We start from the raw sequence: 16487 nt of genomic DNA on the forward strand, positions 1-16487 counted from the left end.
GGGCGCCGGAGCGCCGAGCACCCGAGCGGGTACCGAGGGGCCGAGCACTTCGCAGCAGTCCGTCGAGCGCGGCGGGCGTGAGTTGGCCGGTACGCCAGGGTTGTCCCTGCGGGAGGTCGCCCAGCGGGTGCTCGATCATCCCGGGTTCGCTCCGGAACTGCTGGCCCTGGCCGCCGTGCAGGCGATCGGGCCGCGCGCCCGTGACTGGGCGCAGCGGCTGCGCGACGCGTACCCCGATGCGGGTGCCGACGGGCTGGCTCGGCTCGCGACCCGGCGGTTCGTCCGGCAGGCCGGGGCGGGCGGGGCGACGGCCGCGCTGGCGGGGCTGTTCGCGCCGCTGGCCGAGCTGGCGGCGGTGCTGTGGACGCAGGCCAGCCTGGTGCTGCACCTGGCGGCGGCGTACGGCCGGGACCCGCTGCACCCGGACCGGGCGGTGGAGCTGCTGGTGCTGACCCGGGTGCACCCGGATGCCGAGAGCGCACGGGCGGCGCTGGCTGCGGCCCGGGCGGCGGACGGGCCGGGCGAGGCGCCGTGGCCACGGGCGGCGGAGGCCGCGTGGCGGTTGGCCGCGCCGCTGGCCGCCCAGGCGGGTGGCTGGCTGGCGCTGCGGGCGGCGTCCCGGCTGCTGCCGGGTGCGGCGGCGCTCGCGGCGGCGGCGGGCAACGCGGCGGCGGCCGAGCGGCTCGCCGCGCGCGCGATCTCCGCCTACCGGCGGCCCACGCTTGGCCGGACGAAGCACCCGGGGTGAGGAACGCAGGGCGTCGATAGATCTTGGTAGGAAACCGCCCCTGGAGGGGCCACTTCTCACCAAGATCTATCGCCGGAGGAGAGGAAGAGGCAGCGCGGGGAAGCAGGGCGGCGGCGGAGAGGCGGCGAAGCAGGGGCCGGGCTCACAGCCAGTCGAACCACTCCCTCGGCAGCAGGGCGTAGCCGACGAAGGCGAACACGTCGAGCAGCGTGTGCGCGACGACCAGCGGCATGACCCGGCGGGTGCGCAGGTAGAACAGGCTGAACACGACGCCCATCACCACGTTGCCGACGAACGCGCCGAAGCCCTGGTAGAGGTGGTAGGAACCGCGCAGCACGGCGCTCGTCGCGACGATCGCGACGAGCCGCCACCGGAGCTGCCGCAGCCGGGTGACCAGGTAGCCGACCACGATCACCTCCTCCAGCACCGAGTTCTGCACGGCGGCCAGGATCAGCACCGGCACCGTCCACCAGAGCTCGGGCAGCGCGGCCGGCACCAGCGTGGCGTTGACGCCGAGCTGGGCCGCCGCCCAGAACAGCGCCAGGCCGGGCAGGCCGATCAGCGCGGCCAGGCCGGCGCCCCGGGCCAGGTCCTGACCGGGCCGCCGGGCGTCCAGGCCGAGCGTCCGCGCCGGGTCGCCGGGGTCCCGTGCGAGCAGGTGTACGGCGAGCAGCACCGGCAGCAGCGCGAAGCCGATCCCGAGCAGCTGGTACGTGAGGTCCAGCCACGGCCGGGGCGACACGGAGGTGTTGAGCGAGGCGGTCTGCTTCGACAGCGGCCCGTCGGCGGTCAGCTTCGCGACGATCGACACCGTCGCGTAGACGGCGGACTGGCCGAGGGAGAGGCCGAGCACCAGCAGCGTCTCGGTGCCGAGCATCCGGCGGGTCGCCGGGCGGTCCAGCTCAACGGTCACCGCACCACTGTGCCCGACGCCGACGGTCGGCGGCAGCGCCCGAGCGGGCCTCACGAGCCGATCGCACATTCTGTGCGACCGCCGCGCACGCTCCGTGGACATTCTATGGGCGCCCGATCCGCCGTCAGGAGAAGGAGCGCGCCCGTGGACGACTTCGCACGGCTGCTGAAGGAGAGCTGGACCCTGGTCGAGGAGCACCGGGAGCGGCTGAGCGGTCACTTCTACGCCCGGCTCTTCCTGCTCGACCCCGAGCTGCGCAAGCTCTTCCCGGTGCAGATGGCCGGGCAGGGCGACCGGATCCTGGAGGCGATCGTCACCGCCAGCCAGACGGTCGGCGACCCGGAGAGCTTCGACGAGTACCTGCGCTCGCTGGGTCGGGACCACCGGAAGTACCACGTCGAGGCGACGCACTACGAGACCATGGGCGTCGCGCTGCTGGACGCGCTGCGCAGCACCGCCGGCGACGGCTGGAACCTGGAGTACGACCAGGCGTGGCGGGACGCGTACGCGGCGATCTCGGAGAAGATGCTGGCCGGCGCGGCGGCCGACGACAACCCGCCGTTCTGGCACGCGGAGGTGCTGACCCACGAGCGGTACGGCACGGACACGGCGGTGCTGACCTGCCGCGCGTTGCAGCATCCGCTGCCCTGGAAGGCCGGCCAGTACGTCAGCGTCGAGGTGCCCCGCCACCACCCCCGGGTGTGGCGCACCTACTCGGTGGCGAACGCCCCGAACGACGACAACCTGCTGGAGTTCCACGTCCGTACGCCCCCGGGGGCCGGCTGGGTGTCGGGGGCGCTGGTCCGCCGGGTGAAGCCGGGTGACCTGCTCCGGGTCGCGGCACCGATGGGGTCGATGACGCTGGACCGCTCCTCGGAGCGCGACGTCCTCTGCGTGGCGGGCGGGGTCGGGCTCGCCCCGATCAAGGCGCTGGTGGAGGAGTTGGCGAGCTACAACCGGACCCGGTGGGTGCACGTCTTCTACGGCGCCCGTACGGAGGCGGACCTGTACGGCCTGGCCGGGCTCCGGGAGCTGGTGGCGGCGCACCCGTGGCTGTCGGTCACCGCGGCGTGCAGCGAGGACCCGGACTTCGACGGCGAACTGGGCGACATCTCCGACGTGGTCAGCCGCTACGGGCCGTGGACGGCGCACGACTGCTACGTCTCGGGTTCGGCCCGGATGGTCCGGGCCACGCTGCGCGTCCTCGCCGAGGACGACGTGCCGCCGCAGAACACCCGCTACGACACCTTCGGCAACCTCTAGAAGCGTTCCTCCCCCCAAACCGGGGCGCGTGCCCCTGCCCCCTGGGGCACGCGCCCCGGTCCCCGACGGGCGGACCGGCACCGCCCTGCCCGACCACGTCCGCCCGGCCGTCCCTCCCACCCGGGCGGACGTGGTCGCGCCCCGGAGGCCGCCGGCGCAGGGGGCGCCCGTCCGGCGAGGCGGGTCGTGCATCCGCACCAGCGCGGAGGGTCAGTAGCGCCAGGGGTGGCCGGTCTCGCGGTACTCCTCGACCGGCACCAGCGGCACGCCGGGCGCCATCCGGTCCACGTAGAGCCGGCCCTCCAGGTGATCGATCTCGTGCGCGACGAGCCGGGCCATGCCGAACTCGAACGAGGTGATGATGCGGCTGCCGTCGTACTGTGCGTGCTCCACGTCGATCCGGAGCGGCCGGGGCACCAGCCCACGGTGGTCGAAGAAGGAGAGGCAGCCCTCGTACTGCTCGTCCGTGTCGGGGGAGGCGTCGACCACCCGGGGGTTGAGCAGCACGACCGGCTCGGCAGACCGGTCGGGAGGCCGGACCACCGCCGCGGCCCGGCCGAGGCCGAGCTGCGGGGCGGCGATGCCCACGCCCTTGCTGAACGGGTGCAGCTCGTCGAGGCGGACCAGGGCGGCCGAGAGGCGGTCGACCACCTCCCGGGCCACCTGCTCCTCGCGGGGCAGGTCGAACGGGCGCGCCGGCTGGCGGAGCAGGTCGGTGCCGCGCTGCACGATGCCGATGCCGCGCATCCGGTCGCTGGGCCGGACCCGCCCGGCCTCCTCCGGTTCGGCGTCCGGCCGGGCGCGGAACCGCCACTGCAACCGGTAGCGCGCGTTGAGCGGCGGGTCGTCGGTGGCCCAGTCGAAGATCACCCGGTCGCCGTCGTCGCGGCGGGTCACCGGGGTGCGCAGCGGGCCCTCCTCCGCCGAGAGCGAGGTCTCCGCGCCCCAGACCTGCGGGTCGAGGGCCACCGGGAGGTCCAGGCGTACGGCCATCTGCCGGGTGGGCAGCCGGACGGCCCGCTGGAACCAGGGGCCCCACTTGTCGTGTCCGACGCAGTACGCGTACTCGATGGTGGCCCGGTCCCCGGGGTAGAGCGGGAAGCGCCGGTCGGCGTTCTCGAAGAGCAGCCAGATCTCCTTGAAGGCGTCCCGGTCGTGCTTGGCCCGCCAGTGCATCGCCTCCCGCTCGCCCCCGTCCTCCCGGTATGCCTGCAGCCGCAGCTCGGCGAAGGTGAGCGGGTGCTCCCGGTGGTGCCGGTTGGACCGCCCGGGGTCGTTGGGGTACCGGTCGACGGCGACCCGCACGAGGTAGCGGGTGACGGGCTCGGTGCCGGCGTTGTAGAGCTCCCGCCGGATGACGCACCGGTACGCGTCGTCGAGGTGGGTGAGGGTGGCGAGTTCCCGCTCGACGATGAGCCCGGTGCCGGGCGGCATCCACTGCCCGGGCAGGGGCGGATCGCGGTGGGCCCGTTCGGCGCGGGCGTGGCGCAGCTCGTCGTACTCCTTGAAGCGCTGCCAGATCGCGCCGCTGGCCTCGAGTACGGCCTCCGCTCGGCGCGCGAAGTCCTCGGTGGGCCGGTGCCGCCGCCCTTCGACGTGGCTCACGTACGAGGGGTCGAATCCCATCAGGGTGGCGAGTTGCTTCTTGGACAGCCCCCGCCCCGTGCGGTGCCGGGCTAGTTCGGCAGCGAAGGAGTCGGCAGCCCGATCGAGCGGTGAGGTCGTCATCAGCTTCCTCGTGGCCGGGAGTATCAAGTTTCACGTTCTGTGGCCGCGCGCACACAACAAGTGCCGCCTTGCCGACACGAACCTTGACAGAAAGCGACGCCTGTCGATACTGCGCCGCGTTTCCCGTCCCGACCCCCGGGTAGTCACCCGTACTGCCGGAGTGACCCTCGCCTCGGGTATCCGACACAGGTGAGGCTTCCCTCAGCCGCCGGACTGTGGTTAGGCTAGCCTTAGCTCAGTAGGGGCGCTTCGGACGGGGGATGAGTCGGATGACAGCGGTGATGCCGGGGCGCGAGATCGCCACCGCGCCGCTGGCCCCGGTCAGGACCGCCCTGCGGGCCATGTTCGGCACCGACGACGTGCCCGGCCTCGCACCCGGCCTGCTGGTGACCGACGAGTTCGGCTGGAGCCCGGCCAGCACGCTGGTCGACGGCACCCGGCTGCCGGAGTTCCTGCACTCGGCCACCCTGCGCTGGGGCGGCACCCCGCACGCCTGCGCCGCGCTGGCCTGGAAGTCGTACAGCTACTGGACGGCGCTGCCCGTGGTGCTCGGCTGGGCCTCCGCGCGGCGGGTGCCGCTGCTCGACCCGGCCGACGTCCTGATCCACTTCGAGGACCACCGCCCGCTGCTCACCATGGGCCTGCGCCGCTCGACCACGGTCGCGGTGCTGCCCAGCGATCCGCTGGCGCTCTCCGGGCTGCCCGAGGTGCGGGTCGTCGCCGACGAGGCGGAGCTGCTCCGGGCGCTGCGCGCCTCGCTGCTCGACGCCCACCTGGCGCCGATGATCGCGGCGATCCAGGCCGAGGTCCGGATCGGCGCACGGACCCTGCTCGGGTCGGTCGCCTCCGGCATCGCCCACGGCATCCTTCGGGCCGCCGACGGCCTGCCCGGCTCGTCGGTCGAGACGATCGAGACCCTGCTCGGCGCGCTCGACCTCGCCGACCTGGTCGAGCTGGTGCCCGGCCCGACGGGCGAGCCGACCGTGCAGCGCCGCACCTGCTGCCTCGCCTTCACCCTCCCCAAGCCCAAGATCTGCCAGGGCTGCTGCGTCCGCCAGCCCTGACGCACCGGTCGCGCTAGTCGGTGAGCGGGCGCACGTCCCAGAGCCAGACCCCGCCGGTGTACGTGGGGCGGACGCCCGTCAGCTCGGTCATGCCCCGGCGCAGCGCGTCGGCCTGCCGGTGCGACCCGAGGACCACCGCGCCCGCCCGCCAGTACCGCAGATCCCCGACCGCGTCGACCCGCGCCTGCGGGGTGATCGGCGGCACCGCACCGGTCCGCCGGATCTCGGCGAAGAACTCGCTCGTCGGCCGGGGCGGGGCGGAGAACAGGGCGACCCGGTCCCGCCCGGGGCGGGTGTCCGGGCCGAGGAAGTAGCCGCGGGCGATGGGCATGTCCAGGCCGGTCCGCGCCGACCAGCGCAACGGCTCGGCGTAGTGCGTGTCGGGCAGCGGGAGGGTCACGATGCTCCGCCCGCCGGCCACGTACGGCCGCCAGGCGCCGGAGGTGACGAAGGCGGGGACGGGGTCGAGGCGGGTGGTGGGCAGCGGGGTGGGCAGGATCGGCAGCAGCGCCATGGCGAGCACGGTGGCGGTGGCGAAGCGGATCTGCGGGCGGGCCCGCGGGTGTCGGGCGGCCAGGACGCGCACGTGTTCCGCCCCGTAGGCGAGCAGCACCCCGACGATCGGGGTGATCGCCAGCGCCCACCGAGTGGGCACCACCGAGTGCAGGATCGGCAGGCCCTCCAGCGCCGCCCAGGGGCCGGGCACCCCGGTCCCCCTGCCATTGAGCTGGACCTCCCGCCCGAGGGAGAGCAGGCCGAAGAGCAGCGCGAGCACGGCCAGCCCGCGCACCACGACGTGCCGGCGCAGCCACCAGAGCAGGGCGACGACGAGCACCACCAGCGGCCAGCCGAAGAAGGCGTTCTCCTCGGTCGGGTTCTTCGCCAGCCCTTGGGCGGTGCGCGCGTCGCCGGCCAGGGACTCCCGGGAGAACGCCACGAACGACGCCAGGTCCGTGGAGTAGCCGCGGATCAGCCAGGACAGACCGTGGTACGCCCCCGGCCCGAAGAACTGGACGTAGAGCGGGTACGCCAACAGGATCAACGCCACCACGGCCGCCGTGCCGAGGCCGGCGAGGAACGGCCGCGCCCGGCGGCGCAGTTCGGGCCGCCCGAGGGCGAGCGCCCCGACGACCACGCCCAGCCCGATCGCGGTCATCAGCAGCACTTCGAGGTTGATGAAGGCCTGCCAGACGATCACCAGCGCGAGCAGCACCCCGTTGCGCGGCCAGCGCCCCGGCTCGGCGAGCCGCAGGGTCCGCCAGATGATCAGGGGCACCACGAACTGCGAGACGATGTTGGGGTGCGCGTTCGCGTGCGACACCATCGCCGGGGCGTACGCGCAGAACGCCGCGCCGAGCCAGGCCGGTCCCCGGGAGCCGACGACCACCCGGGAGAGCAGGAAGTACCAGGCCGTCGCCGTGGCGATCATGCCCAACGTGAGGAAGAGCAGAAATGACGCCCGGGTACCGAGCAGCAGCGTCACGGGCGTCATTGGCAGAGATACGGATAGAACGGACGTATTGGCCATCAGATTGACGCCGTCCGGGACGTTCATCCGGTCCGACGTGAAGGGATAAGCAAAATCGGTCACCACGCGCGCGCCGTGCGCCATCATCCACTCGAACTGGGACTGGTCCGTACGGTTGTCCCGGATGCCGTGCGACGGGCGCAGCCAGAGCCGGGCGGTCACCCAGAAGCCGAGCGCGGCGAAGCTCGCCACGGCGGCGAGGTCCGCCCGCCACCCCCGCCACGGCCATAACCCCCGGTCGGACCCGCCCTCCGACGCCCCGGGTGCGGGCGCGCCGGCGGGGAGGTCCGATTCAGGAGTAGTCATAACGATTCGTAGAGTAGTCAGGCTATGGCGCCACCGTGACATGTTTCGGGGTACTGCCGTACCATGTGCCGGGTTCGCCGACCGCCGATCACGTGCCCACCCCCGACCGCAATTCGGCCACCAAGGTGCCCCGATTCTTCTGCCCTCAGCGCGGATGATTCACTCTGTCGGTCCAGGCGCGGGTCGAGTTTCATATCGTGAGGAATCGACGCATGGCAGAAATCACTGGGGATCAGCGCGTGCAGTCCGAGGTCCTGGAAGGCCTCGCGACCGCTGTCAACCACCGGCGCTGGTTCGTCGAGCTGGCCGTGCCGTACCTCGGTGACAACCCGATCGAGATCGGCAGCGGGCTCGGCGACTACGCGCTGGAGTGGGCGGAGCGGCTGCCCCGCTTCACCGCCACCGAGGCGGACCCGGACCGGCTCGTCTCGTTGAAGGAGCGACTGGCCGACCAGCCCCGCATCGAGGTCCGGCAGATGCTGCTGCCGCACTCGGAGCGGGGCGACTACAGCGCCGCGGTGTCGTACAACGTGCTGGAGCACATCGAGGACCACGTGGGCGCGCTGCGCAGCATGCGCGACCTGGTCCGGCCGGGCGGCAACGTCATCATCATCGTGCCGGCGTTCCAGTTCGCGATGAGCCCGGCGGACATCGCCACCGGCCACGTGCGCCGCTACACCAAGAAGACCCTGGCCGACGCGATGACCGCGGCCGGCCTGACCGTGGAGAAGATCCACTACGCGAACGCGCTCGGCCTGATCGGCTACTTCATGGCGACCAAGGTCTTCCGGCTGATGCCGAAGGAGGGCCCGATGGTCAAGGTCTACGACACCCTCGTGCTCCCCGCCACCAAGGCGGCCGAGCAGCGCGTCCGCCCGCCGTTCGGCCAGTCCGTCTTCGCCGTGGCCCGCGTCCCCTCCTGACCCGTCCCCGCCCCGCGATCTCGCACTGCCGGCCCTCGTGCCGCGGCTTTCGCCCCCTGTGCCGGGGCAGCGCGTGCGAGATCGCGGGGCGGGAGAGCGGGGTCAGTCCTTGAGTTGGTAGGTGGGGCGGATCACGGCGCGGGCCAGGGTGTGGAAGGCCAGGTTGAAGCCGACGTAGGCGGGGGTGGCCTCGGGGGTGACGTCGAGGCGCTCCACGTCGAGGGCGTGCACGGCGAAGACGTAGCGGTGCGGGCGGTCGCCGGGCGGCGGGGCGGCGCCGCCGTAGCCCTGATCGCCGTAGTCGTTGCGGACCGTGAAGCCGCCGCCGAGATCCTCCGCCCCCGCTCCCCGCGGCAGTCGCGTCACGCTCGCCGGCAGGTTGACCACGACCCAGTGCCAGAACCCGCTGCCCGTCGGCGCGTCCGGGTCGAAGCACGTCACCACGAAGCCCTTGGTCTCGGCCGGGAAGCCGGACCAGGCCAGCTGCGGCGAGATGTTGTCGCCCCCGACGCTGCCATGGGCGTACGCGGCGTCCATCGGCTCGCCGTTCTGCACGTCGTCACTGGTCAGGGTGAACGACGACACGGTCGGCAGCAGCTCGTACGGGTCCGGGGCGATCGGTCGTTCCAGGGTCATCGGGACGGGTCCTTCCGGTGAGCGGGATTGTCCTCCGCCCTTCATACCCCGCGAACGCCCGTGCTCGAACCGGAAGGGCCCGGCGGCCCGACGACTTCGGACGGGGTCGAGACGTGGCGTGCCGGTGCGCCAGAATGCCTCCCCATGGGCCTTGATCTCTACGTCGGACCGCTGACCCGCTACCACCTCGGTGACTGGCTGACCATCACCCAGCAGATCGGCGCGCGCGAGGGGTACGACGTGCGCGTCCTCCGGGCGCACGAGGAGGAGGACGGGGAGACCGACCCGGACATGGTCCAGAGCGCCGTACGAGAGTGGCAACAGTGGCTCGGGGAGGCGCTCGGCGGCCCCGTGGACTGGCCGGAGGACCCGTCCCAGCCGTACTGGACCGACAAGCCCGACTGGGACGGGTTCGGCGCCGTCCTGCTGCTCGCCGCGTACGACGAGCGTCCGGACCTGTGTCCGAGCCCCCGGGACAAGCAGGACAGCGCGCGCGAGTTCGCCGACGCTCCCGCGTACCAGGCGGCCTCGGCACAGCCCGAGCGCTACCTCAGTCTGCTGTCCGGGGTGGAGTGGTGGTTGCCGCTCGCCGAGGATCCGCTCGTGTTCGAGGCATCCCGACCGACGGGGCAGCCGACCCGGATGGGTTCGACCGATCGGCTGGTCGCGGAGCTGCGCCTGCTGGACGAACGAGCCGGTGTCCTCGCCGGGTACGACCCGGCCGAGCTGCGGCGAGGGCTGTTCACCGACGACCCGACACTGGTGGAGGTCGCACGGTTCGGCCTCGCGGTGATGCTCGATCTCGCCGAGACCGCGACCAAGCACCGTCAGCCCCTTCTCCTGGACTACTGACCGCACCACCCAACCGCCACACCACGACGCCCCTTGGCCAGCGTTCAGGAAGGTCAGGGGCGTTGTGGTGGTCGGCGGCGGATGTGGGGGTCGAACCCATCAGGGACGTGGCTGCCCCTACCCCCGGCGGAATCCGAGGGTCACGGCCCGAGGACGACGTTCGCGAGCGGCTCGCCCGCCGCGTACCGCCGGACCTGGTCGACCAGCAGCCGGCGGGCCCGGGGCGCCAACGCGGCGGTCAGGCCGCCGACGTGCGGGCTGATCAGGACGTTCGGCGCCGACCACAGCGGGTGGTCGGCGGGCAGCGGCTCGGGTTCGGTGACGTCCAGGGCGGCGTGCAGCCGGCCCGCGCCGAGCTCGGCGAGCAGCGCCTCGGTGTCCACCACCCGCCCCCGTGACACGTTCACCAGCAGGGCGCCGTCGGCCATCCCGGCGAGGAAGTCCTTGTCCACCAGGCCCTCGGTCTCCGGGGTCAGCGGCGTGGCCAGGATGACCACATCCGCTCGTGGCAGCATCTCCGGAAGCTCGGAGACCGGCCGTACGCCGGGGCGGGCGCTCCGTGCCACCCGGCTGATCTCCACCTCGAACCCGGCGAGCCGGCGCTCGATCGCGGCGCCGATCGAGCCGTAACCGACGATCAGCACGTGGGCGTCAGCCAGCCCGGTCGACCAACCCGAGACCCAGCGGCCCTCGCTCCCCGCCCGGACGAAGTCCGGCAGCCGGCGCCGGGCGGCGAGGGTGAGCGCCACGGCCAGCTCGGCGGTGGCCGCGTCGTGCACGCCCCGGCCGTTGGCCAGAGTCACGCCGGGCCGCAGGTACGGCAGGACATGGTCGTAACCGGCGGTCACCGTCTGCACCACCCTGAGCCGGGGCATCCGGGCGATCGGCTCGCAGAAGCGCGGATCGATGATCCCGTACGGGACCGCGTAGAACTCGACGTCGTCCAGGTCTTCGGGCAGGGGTTGAGTGCCGTCGTACAGCGCGACGTCCAGATCGCCAAGCTCGGCCACTGCGTCGGGGTGAGGGATCAAATAGCGCACGGCGACAATCATGCTGGATCGGGCCGAGCCGGCCACGCCGCGTGCCAACCTTGATCGGGGGCGAGGGCCGGGGTCAGCGATCAGGCGCTGCGCGGTAGCGGCACACCGGCCCACGGAACGGGCAGCGGGTGCCGCCGCAGCAGCGTGTCGAGCACGTCGCCGATCGTGTGCCGGGACAACTCGCCGGCGACGGCCCGGGCCACGCGGTCGTAGATGTCGTCCAGGACCGGCGCGATGCCGTACCCCACCGGACAGTCCTGGCGGGGCTGATGCGGGTGCAGCGCGAACACCGCCCCCGGCTCGACGACGGCGTACACGTCGGCAAGGGTGATGCCGGCGGCTGGCGCCCCCAGCGACCACCCGCCACCGGGACCGACGTCGGTGGTGACCAGCCCTGCATCGCGCAGTGGGCCGAGGGCGCGGCGGACGGCGGCCGGATTGCTGTCCAGGCTGGCGGCGATCTGGTCACTGGTCAGCCCGGTGTGTCCGTGCCGTTCTGCCAGCGCGAGCCAGCACAGGGCATGAACGGCCACGGTGAGACGACTGTTGCCGGCCATGGCGTCTCCGTCCGGGGTTGCGCTTCTGGTCCCCATCACGATAATACGTAACACTTCCTGTTACAGATAAGGGGCTGACGTGCGATCCTCCGACTTCGCGAGCTGTGCCGTGGTGGAGATGCGGCGCTACGCGCTGCGACCCGGCCACTTCGACGAGCTGCAACGGGTCTTCCAGCCATGGTTCGTCGCGGGCCAGGAGCAGGCCGGGATGCGGCTGGGCGGGCAGTTCCGGGATCGGGACGACCCCGACCGGTTCGTCTGGTTCCGCGGCTTCGCCTCGATGGACCAGCGCCGCGAGGCGCTGGAGTCCTTCTACTTCGGGCCGGTGTGGCAGGCGCACCGCGACGCGGCCAACGCCACAATGATCGACAGCGATGACGTGCTCCTGCTGCGCTCGACCGAGCCGGCGCACCGTCCGGGGAGGCCGGTGGCCCCCGGGCAGCCGGGACCGACGGCTGACCCGACCTGGGCGGTCGCCCAGGTGTGGTCGCTGCCGGCCGACGCCGGCCCGGAGGCGTGGCTGGCCACCGCCGGGCACGCGGTTCTCCAGCGGGTTCTCGGCGTACCGGTGGCCATGTGGCGCACCGAGCCGGCGCAGAACACGTTCCCGCGACTACCGGTGCGCGACGGCCGCTTCGTGGTGTCGCTGGCGGTGTTCGAAGACGGGGAGCAGTGGTCCCGGGCCGCGGCCCGGCTCGACGACGACCCCGACTGGCGCCGGATCACCGACCGCCTGTCGGCTGCCGGGGTGACGAGCGAGGTGAATCACCTGCAGCCGACGGCCACCTCCAGCCACCCGGCGCCGGTGGCTGCACCGGCCGAGCAGGCGTAGTCCGGCCGGGCGGGCGCACGGCACGACCAGTGAGCCGGAGCGGGAGCCACTGAGAGCGGACAAACCACCCGAGCAGACGCCACACCGTCCCTTGGCCAGCGCAAGCGCCGGCCAAGGGACGGTGCTGCCGCCCAGGGAGCGGAGGGTGTGGGATTCGAACCCACGAAGGACATCGCTGCCCTTACCGGTTTTCAAGACCAGCGCCATCGGCCACTAGGCGAACCCTCCCGGACCGCGCCCCGCAGGGGTACGCGACCGTCCCTAGTCTGCCACGAGGGCGCACCGGGCGAGCGGGCACGGCAGCCGCGCTGACATGATCGACGGCATGTGGGAGACCCCGTCTGTCGTGCTGATCACCGGCATCATGGCCGCCGGCAAGTCCACTGTGGCCGAGGCGCTGGCCCGGCGGCTGCCCCGTTCCGTGCACCTGCGCGGGGACGTCTTCCGGCGGATGGTGGTGAGCGGCCGGGAGGAGATGAGCGCCGAGCCGTCGGAGGAGGCGTGGCGGCAGTTGCGGCTGCGCTACGACCTCGCCGCGGCGGCGGCGGACGGCTACGCGACCGCCGGCTTCACCGTGGTGCTCCAGGACGTGATCCTCGGCGCGGACCTGCCGGCCATGGTCGACCGGATCCGGCACCGGCCGCTGGCGGTGGTCGTGCTCGCCCCGAACGCCGAGGCCGTCGCCGCCCGCGAGGAGGCCCGGGACAAGACCGGCTACGGCGGCTGGCCGGTGGCCGACCTCGACGCACGGTTCCGCGCGGAGACGCCCCGGATCGGGCTGTGGCTGGACACCTCCGCGCAGACCCCGGCGCGGACGGTGGACGAGATCCTGGCCCGGGCGTGGACCGACGGGCGGGTGGGGTAGACACAGGGCATGCGCGCGATGACGATCCCGGAGCCCGGCGGACCCGACGCACTGGTCTGGAGCGAGGTGCCCGACCCCGAGCCCGGCCCCGGCGAGGTGGTCGTCGACGTGCGGGCCACCGCGGTGAACCGCGCGGACCTGCTGCAACGGCAGGGGCACTACCCGCCGCCGCCGGGCGCGCCCGCGTACCCCGGGTTGGAGTGCTCCGGCGTGATCAGCGCGATCGGGCCCGACGTGACCGGCTGGAAGGTCGGCCAGGAGGTCTGCGCGCTGCTGGCCGGCGGGGGTTACGCGGAGCGCGTGGCCGTGCCGGGCGGGCAGTTGCTGCCGGTGCCGGCCGGGGTCGACCTGGTCGACGCGGCGGCGCTGCCCGAGGTGGCCTGCACGGTCTGGTCGAACGTGGTGCAGCTCGCCCGGCTCGCGAAGGGCGAGACGCTGTTGCTGCACGGCGGGGGCAGCGGGATCGGCACCTTCGCGGTCCAGCTCGGGGTAGCACTCGGCGCCACGGTGGTCGTGACCGCCCGGGCGGCGAAGCACGAGCGCCTGCGCGAGCTGGGCGCGGCGCACACGATCGACTACCGCGAACAGGACTTCGTCGAGGAGGTCCGGCGGGTCACCGACGGCCGGGGCGCCGACGTCATCCTCGACATCATGGGCGCCGCCTACCTGTCCCGGAACGTGGCGGCGCTGGCCGCCGACGGGCGGCTGGTGGTGATCGGCATGCAGGGCGGCCGCAGGGGCGAGCTGGACCTCGGCGCGCTGCTGGCCAAGCGGGGCACGGTCGCGGCCACCGCGCTGCGGTCCCGGCCGCTGGACCAGAAGGCCGAGATCGTCCGCGGCGTCCGCCAGCAGGTCTGGCCGCTGGTCGAGGCCGGGGCGGTCCGGCCGATCGTGGACCGCCGGCTACCGCTCGCCGAGGCGGCGCAGGCGCACCGCCTGGTCGAGACCAGCGACCACGTCGGCAAGGTGCTGCTCACCCTCGGCTGACCCGCGATCCGGCCGGCGCCGGAGCCCGGCACCCGCCCGGACCCGCCCCGCCGGCACGGTCGCCCCGGCGCGCCGGGGCGACGGGCGCGTCAGGCGGTCGGCGCCGCGTCCGTGGCCAGGCGGGGGAGCATCAGCCGGGCGCCGGGGCCCTCCCCGGAGAGCGAGTCCTCCGGGTTGTAGAGGGTGCAGCGCCGCAGGGACAGGCAGCCGCAGCCGATGCAGCCGTCGAGGTCGTCGCGCAGCTTCGTCATCAGCCGGATCTTCTCGTTGAGTCGCTCCCGCCAGGCCGCGGAGAGCCGCGCCCAGTCCTCCGCGCTGGGGGTACGGGAGGCCGGCAGCGACTCCAGCGCCTCCCGGATCTCCTCGAGCGAGATGCCGACCTGCTGGGAGATCCGGATGAACGCGACCCGGCGCAGCTCGGTGCGGGCGTACCGGCGCTGGTTGCCGCCCGTGCGCTCGGCCTGGATCAGCCCGAGCCGCTCGTAGTAGCGCAGCGCCGAGGGGGCCACGCCGCTGCGGGTGGAGAGTTGGCCGATGGTCAGTGACTCGTGCATCACGTCGCCTTGAGTTGAAGCCGACTTTAACTTGCAGGCTAGCGGCATGACCACGACGACCGCCAAGGCGGGTCGGCTGGCGACCGCCCCGCCGCCCCGCGACCCGACCACGCCGCCCCTGCCGGGTCCCGTCGCGCCGCTGTACGAGCGGGTCCGCGCGGGCCGGGACTTCGGTGCCAACGTCCGCTCCACGGTCGACGTGCTCTGGGTGCTCTACGACCGGATCCTGCGGATCACCCCGGAGACCGTCGAGGCCCCCGAGCGGGACCGCTTCCTGCTCTCCAAGGGGCACGCCGTCGCCGGCTACTACGCCGTGCTCGCCGCCAAGGGCTTCGTCCCCGCCGACTGGCTGGACGACCAGGGCGGGCCCGACAGCCGGCTCGGCGACCACCCCGACCGGACGCTGGTGCCGGGGGTCGAGATCGGTTCCGGCTCGCTCGGGCACGGGCTCGGGCTCGGCGTGGGCACCGCGCTCGGGCTGCGCGCCCAGGGCCTGCTCACGCCCCGGGTCTTCGTGCTGCTCGGCGACGCGGAGCTGGACGAGGGCTCCAACCACGAGGCGATCGCGTACGCGGGGACGACCGGCCTGGGCAACCTGACCGCCATCGTGATCGACAACGGCTCCGCCACGCACGGCTGGCCGGGTGGCGCGGCGGCCCGGTTCACCGTCAACGGCTGGACCGCCGCCACCGTCGACGGGCGCGACCACGACGCCCTGCACACCGCCCTGACCGGGCAGGACAACCATCGGCCGCACGTCGTCGTCGCGGTCGTCGACCAGGGGGAATGACCGTGCGGGACCGCTTCATCGACACCACCACCGCCCTGCTGGCGGAGGATCCGCGTACGGCGCTGGTGCTGGCCGACATCTCCGCCGCCGCGTTCGCGCCGGCCGCGCGGCGGCACCCGGACCGGGTGCTCAACGTCGGCATCCGGGAGCAGCTGATGGTGGGCGTGGCCGGTGGGCTCGCCCTGACCGGGCTGCGGCCGATCGTGCACACCTACGCCCCGTTCCTGGTGGAGCGCGCGTACGAGCAGCTCAAGCTGGACCTGGACCACCAGGGCGCGAGCGCGGTGCTGGTCAGCGTCGGCGCGTCGTACGACCGGGCGGCCGCCGGGCGCACCCACCTGTCGCCGGCCGACGTGTCGCTGGTCGACGCCCTGCACGGCTGGACCGTGCACGTACCCGGCCACCCCGACGAGGTGCCGGCGCTGCTGCGCGACGCGGTGGCCGCCGGCGGGTCGGCGTACCTGCGACTCTCCACGCTGCACAACGACCGGCCGTACGGCGGCGACGGCGCGCTGCGGGTGCTTCGGGACGCGGGGCCGGGCGCGCCGCTGCTGGTCGCGGTCGGCCCCGTGCTGGACGCGGCGCTGGCGGCGGTGGCCGACCTTGGCGTCACGGTGGCGTACACCCACCGGCCCCGGCCGTTCGACATCGCGGGCCTGCGGTCGCTGGCGGGCACGGCGGTGATCCTGGTCGAGCCCTACCTGGCCGGCACGTCCGCGCGGGTGGTGTCGGCGGCCCTGGCCGACCGGCCGCACCGGCTGCTGGCGCTCGGCGTGGGACGCGAGGATCTGCGCCGCTACGGGTCGGCCGAGGACCACACCCGCTGGCACGGCCTGGACGCCGCCGGGCTGCGCCGCTCGGTCAGCGGGTTCCTGGAGCCGGCGCTGGCGCGCGGCTGACG

The 16487-nt window shown here is 73.5% G+C and carries 17 protein-coding genes and 1 tRNA gene; 10 read left to right on the plus strand and 8 right to left on the minus strand.

The window, feature by feature from the left end; all coding sequences use genetic code 11:
• Nucleotides 1-100: 100 nt before the first annotated feature.
• Nucleotides 101-748 carry a hypothetical protein gene (locus tag ACSNOB_RS05880; RefSeq protein ID WP_436685600.1) on the plus strand — a complete coding sequence of 216 codons (648 nt, stop codon included), beginning with the start codon at nt 101-103 and terminating at the stop codon, nt 746-748.
• A 142-nt stretch (nt 749-890) separates the two neighbouring features.
• Here the strand turns inward: ACSNOB_RS05880 and ACSNOB_RS05885 are convergent, their stop codons facing one another.
• Nucleotides 891-1661 (minus strand): CPBP family intramembrane glutamic endopeptidase, encoded by a 771-nt coding sequence (locus tag ACSNOB_RS05885; protein WP_436685601.1) that lies wholly within the window; start codon nt 1659-1661, stop codon nt 891-893.
• 144 nt (nt 1662-1805) lie between these two features.
• Here ACSNOB_RS05885 and ACSNOB_RS05890 point away from each other — a divergent pair, with 144 nt between their 5' ends.
• Nucleotides 1806-2924 (plus strand): globin domain-containing protein, encoded by a 1119-nt coding sequence (locus tag ACSNOB_RS05890; protein WP_436685602.1) that lies wholly within the window; start codon nt 1806-1808, stop codon nt 2922-2924.
• 210 nt (nt 2925-3134) lie between these two features.
• On the opposite strand, the gene ACSNOB_RS05895 is transcribed toward ACSNOB_RS05890, so the two are convergent.
• Nucleotides 3135-4652, minus strand: coding sequence for a peptide deformylase (locus ACSNOB_RS05895; protein WP_436685603.1), 1518 nt, complete (start codon nt 4650-4652; stop codon nt 3135-3137).
• 281 nt (nt 4653-4933) lie between these two features.
• On the opposite strand from ACSNOB_RS05895, the gene ACSNOB_RS05900 reads away from it, so the two are divergent.
• Entirely contained in the window at nt 4934-5716 is a 783-nt protein-coding gene (locus ACSNOB_RS05900) for an IucA/IucC family C-terminal-domain containing protein (protein WP_436685635.1), read from the plus strand.
• 13 nt (nt 5717-5729) lie between these two features.
• Here ACSNOB_RS05900 and ACSNOB_RS05905 read toward each other — a convergent pair whose 3' ends face one another.
• Nucleotides 5730-7550, minus strand: coding sequence for a hypothetical protein (locus tag ACSNOB_RS05905; RefSeq protein WP_436685604.1), 1821 nt, complete (start codon nt 7548-7550; stop codon nt 5730-5732).
• A 212-nt stretch (nt 7551-7762) separates the two neighbouring features.
• Between ACSNOB_RS05905 and ACSNOB_RS05910 the strand changes: the two genes are divergently transcribed.
• Complete coding sequence (locus ACSNOB_RS05910) at nt 7763-8473, plus strand: class I SAM-dependent methyltransferase (protein WP_436685605.1); 711 nt, start codon at nt 7763-7765, stop codon at nt 8471-8473.
• Between the two features lie 102 nt (nt 8474-8575).
• Here the strand turns inward: ACSNOB_RS05910 and ACSNOB_RS05915 are convergent, their stop codons facing one another.
• The gene (locus ACSNOB_RS05915; RefSeq protein WP_436685606.1) at nt 8576-9109 is read right to left on the minus strand and encodes a YbhB/YbcL family Raf kinase inhibitor-like protein; all 534 of its coding nucleotides are present in this window, start codon (nt 9107-9109) and stop codon (nt 8576-8578) included.
• A 144-nt stretch (nt 9110-9253) separates the two neighbouring features.
• Between ACSNOB_RS05915 and ACSNOB_RS05920 the strand changes: the two genes are divergently transcribed.
• Nucleotides 9254-9961, plus strand: coding sequence for a hypothetical protein (locus tag ACSNOB_RS05920; RefSeq protein ID WP_436685607.1), 708 nt, complete (start codon nt 9254-9256; stop codon nt 9959-9961).
• 140 nt (nt 9962-10101) lie between these two features.
• Here the strand turns inward: ACSNOB_RS05920 and ACSNOB_RS05925 are convergent, their stop codons facing one another.
• Both ACSNOB_RS05925 and ACSNOB_RS05930 read right to left on the minus strand, forming a co-directional pair.
• Nucleotides 10102-11001 carry a 2-hydroxyacid dehydrogenase gene (locus ACSNOB_RS05925; protein WP_436685608.1) on the minus strand — a complete coding sequence of 300 codons (900 nt, stop codon included), beginning with the start codon at nt 10999-11001 and terminating at the stop codon, nt 10102-10104.
• 80 nt (nt 11002-11081) lie between these two features.
• Nucleotides 11082-11558, minus strand: a complete 477-nt coding sequence (locus tag ACSNOB_RS05930) for an Rrf2 family transcriptional regulator (protein WP_436685609.1) — start codon at nt 11556-11558, stop codon at nt 11082-11084.
• A 79-nt stretch (nt 11559-11637) separates the two neighbouring features.
• Between ACSNOB_RS05930 and ACSNOB_RS05935 the strand changes: the two genes are divergently transcribed.
• A complete protein-coding gene (locus tag ACSNOB_RS05935) occupies nt 11638-12390 on the plus strand; it encodes a hypothetical protein (protein ID WP_436685610.1) in 753 nt (250 codons plus the stop codon).
• Between the two features lie 139 nt (nt 12391-12529).
• On the opposite strand, the gene ACSNOB_RS05940 is transcribed toward ACSNOB_RS05935, so the two are convergent.
• Nucleotides 12530-12618, minus strand: a tRNA-Ser gene (locus ACSNOB_RS05940).
• 97 nt (nt 12619-12715) lie between these two features.
• Here ACSNOB_RS05940 and ACSNOB_RS05945 point away from each other — a divergent pair.
• Nucleotides 12716-13255 carry an AAA family ATPase gene (locus ACSNOB_RS05945; protein WP_436685611.1) on the plus strand — a complete coding sequence of 180 codons (540 nt, stop codon included), beginning with the start codon at nt 12716-12718 and terminating at the stop codon, nt 13253-13255.
• 9 nt (nt 13256-13264) lie between these two features.
• Nucleotides 13265-14242 (plus strand): NAD(P)H-quinone oxidoreductase, encoded by a 978-nt coding sequence (locus ACSNOB_RS05950; protein WP_436685612.1) that lies wholly within the window; start codon nt 13265-13267, stop codon nt 14240-14242.
• Between the two features lie 89 nt (nt 14243-14331).
• Here ACSNOB_RS05950 and soxR read toward each other — a convergent pair whose 3' ends face one another.
• Nucleotides 14332-14796, minus strand: a complete 465-nt coding sequence (gene soxR / locus ACSNOB_RS05955; protein WP_436685613.1) for a redox-sensitive transcriptional activator SoxR — start codon at nt 14794-14796, stop codon at nt 14332-14334.
• Between the two features lie 46 nt (nt 14797-14842).
• Here soxR and ACSNOB_RS05960 point away from each other — a divergent pair, with 46 nt between their 5' ends.
• Nucleotides 14843-15586 (plus strand): transketolase, encoded by a 744-nt coding sequence (locus tag ACSNOB_RS05960; protein ID WP_436685614.1) that lies wholly within the window; start codon nt 14843-14845, stop codon nt 15584-15586.
• A 2-nt stretch (nt 15587-15588) separates the two neighbouring features.
• Nucleotides 15589-16485, plus strand: coding sequence for a transketolase family protein (locus ACSNOB_RS05965; protein ID WP_436685615.1), 897 nt, complete (start codon nt 15589-15591; stop codon nt 16483-16485).
• Nucleotides 16486-16487 lie beyond the last annotated feature (2 nt).

Source organism: Micromonospora sp. URMC 106, assembly GCF_051386395.1.
Taxonomy (GTDB): domain Bacteria; phylum Actinomycetota; class Actinomycetes; order Mycobacteriales; family Micromonosporaceae; genus Micromonospora.